This window comes from Allobosea sp. (genome assembly GCF_048595345.1).
Lineage (GTDB): Bacteria > Pseudomonadota > Alphaproteobacteria > Rhizobiales > Beijerinckiaceae > Allobosea.
The window spans coordinates 1-2,499 of the sequence record NZ_JBMDWH010000001.1; the positions used below are offsets into that span (position 1 = coordinate 1).

Here is a 2,499-nt window from a genome sequence, read left to right on the forward strand (position 1 = left end):
GCCCATGATCAGGCAGGCGAGCGTGCAGATCACCGCGACACGCACGGTCCGCGCGAGCACGTTGAGATAATAGGGATCGGTGAAGAACTTGACGTAGTTCTCGATCACGAGCCCGTCGACCATGAACTGGCCGGGCACGAACTTGTTGAGCGAATAGCGGAAGAGGATCGCGAGCGGGCCGATGAGCCCGATCGCCACGAACAGCGTCGCCGGCACGACCAGCAGGCCGGCGAGGTTCTTGCGCGCGCCTGCCACGGCTTCAGGAGCAGCGGAGCTCATGCGAGATATTCCGCGCAGGCCCTGCCCCCTCTCCCCTTGCGGGAGAGGGTTGGGGTGAGGGGTCGCGCGACACTGACGGTCTGATCGCGCCGCCGAGCCGGCGTCGACGATGCAGGAGCGAGCGACCCCTCATCCGCCCCTGCGGGGCACCTTCTCCCGCAAGGGGAGAAGGGAGGGTTTGCGCCCCGGAATGACAGAGGGGGCCTCAACCCTTGAAAACCTTGTCCCACCACTCCTTCATCGCCGCGTCGTTCTTGGCGAGGAAGGCGTAGTCGAGGTCCTTCAGGCGCTTCTCTTCGTCCGGCGTGAAGCCGATGCGCTTCTGCAGAGCGGGGTCCACCGCGAGGCCGGAGACGGTCCCGTTATAGCCCATATCGACGGCGAAGGCCTCCTGCGGAGCCTTGGCGAGCATCGCGTCCATATAAGCGTAGGCATTCTCCTTGTTGGGCGCATTCTTGGCGATGACGAAGCCCGAGACATAGACCGGGATGCCTTCGACCGGAGACACCGCCTCGCACGGGATGCCGGCGTTCTGCCATTGCACCACGCGCGCCTTCCAGATCGCGCTGATGCCGACCTCCTCGTTCTTCATCGCCTGGGCGAAGGCCTCGTTGGTCGGGTAGACCCGTCCGCCGGCCTTCTTGACCGCCAGCAGCACCTCCTTGGCCTTGTCGAGGTCGTTCATGTCCTTGCCGCCGGTGGCGGCGAGCGAGGCGGCGATGAAGACTGACTGGTACTGGATGTCGATGAAGCCGATCTTCGAACCCCATTTCGGGTCCAGCCAGTCCTTGAAGCCGGTCGGCGCCGGCGTGATCAGCTTGGGATTGTAGATGACGACGTTGCCGGAATAGATCTGCCCGATGCCATAGGGATACTTCATCGACGCCAGCAGGTTCTTGGCGTTCGGCAGCTTGGAATAGTCGAGCGTCTCGGTGACGCCGGCCTCGCTCATCTCGAACATGTTGGCGGCCGAAAAGCCCTGGATGTCGACCGTGCCGCGCGGCAGGCGCTTCTCGGCGACCATCTTGGCCCGGCGCGGCGCATCGCTCGCCTGGTCCTGCACCACCTCGATGCCCTTGGCCTTGAGGATCGGGTCCTCGATGTTCTTGGTCAGCAGCCGGGCATAGTCGCCGCCCCAGGTGCCGACGACCACGCGCCCGCCGGATTGGGCGAGCGCCGGAACCCCGGTCGCTCCGGCGAGCGCGGCGGCACCGGCGCCCTTGAGAACCATACGCCTGTCGAATGCGGTCATGATGCCATTCCCTCTTTTATGTCGACGCCGAACGAGGCTCATGCCCCGCGCGGATAAACGAGCCCGGCGTCTTCGGCCCAGCCTATCGTGAGGATCTCGCCCGTCCTGGGCTCGGGCAGGCCGGGCCGGTTGGGGATCTGCAGCAGCATCCTGTCCTGACCGTCCAACGTGACCTGCACGTCGAGCAGCGCGCCGAGATAGGACGCGTGGGTCACCTCTACCGGGAAGCTGTTCGGCAGGCCCTCCGCCTCCCCTGCGACCGCGATGCGCTCCGGCCGGAGTGCCAGCGTCGCCGGCCCGGCCTTCGTGGCGTCGGCACACAGGATCTCACGCCCGCCGCCGGTCCGGAAACGACCTGGCGCCACGACATCGCCCTCAATGAAGGCGTTGCGGCCGATGAAGCCCGCGACGAAGCGATCCGCCGGCTTCTCATAGAGCTCGCGCTGGGTGCCGATCTGCCGCACCTTGCCCTTCTCCATGACGACGAGGCGGTCGGCCATGGTCAGCGCCTCCTCCTGGTCGTGGGTGACCATGATCGTGGTCAGGCCGAGCTTGCGCTGCAATTCGCGGATCTCGACCCGCACCTCGAGCCTGAGCTTGGCGTCGAGATTGGACAGAGGCTCGTCGAGCAGAAGCACCTGCGGCTCCATGGCGAGCGCGCGCGCCAGGGCCACGCGCTGCTGCTGACCGCCGGACAGCTGGCGCGGATAACGCTCGTCGAAACCGCCGAGCTGGACGAGGCGCAGCGCCTCGGCAACACGCGGGCCGCGCTCGGCCGCCGGCACCTTGTGCATCTCCAGCCCGAAGGCGACGTTCTGCGCCACCGACATATGCGGAAACAGCGCATAGCTCTGGAAGACGAGGCCGCAATGGCGCTTCCAGGGCGGCAGATAGGTCACATCCCGCTCGCCGATGGTGATCTGCCCGGCCGAGGGGGGCACGAATCCCGCGATCATGCGCAAGGTCGT

General features: G+C 66.3%; 2 protein-coding genes and 1 pseudogene. All 3 read right to left on the minus strand.

The window, feature by feature from the left end:
- Nucleotides 1-279: pseudogene (locus ACOJTB_RS00005) on the minus strand (ABC transporter permease); the annotation flags it as partial.
- Nucleotides 280-484: 205 nt separating this feature from the next.
- Entirely contained in the window at nt 485-1,531 is a 1,047-nt protein-coding gene (locus ACOJTB_RS00010; RefSeq protein ID WP_420100456.1) for an ABC transporter substrate-binding protein, read from the minus strand.
- 38 nt (nt 1,532-1,569) lie between these two features.
- Nucleotides 1,570-2,499, minus strand: a 930-nt coding sequence (locus tag ACOJTB_RS00015; RefSeq protein WP_420100457.1) for an ABC transporter ATP-binding protein, incomplete at its 5' end; no start/stop codon positions are given.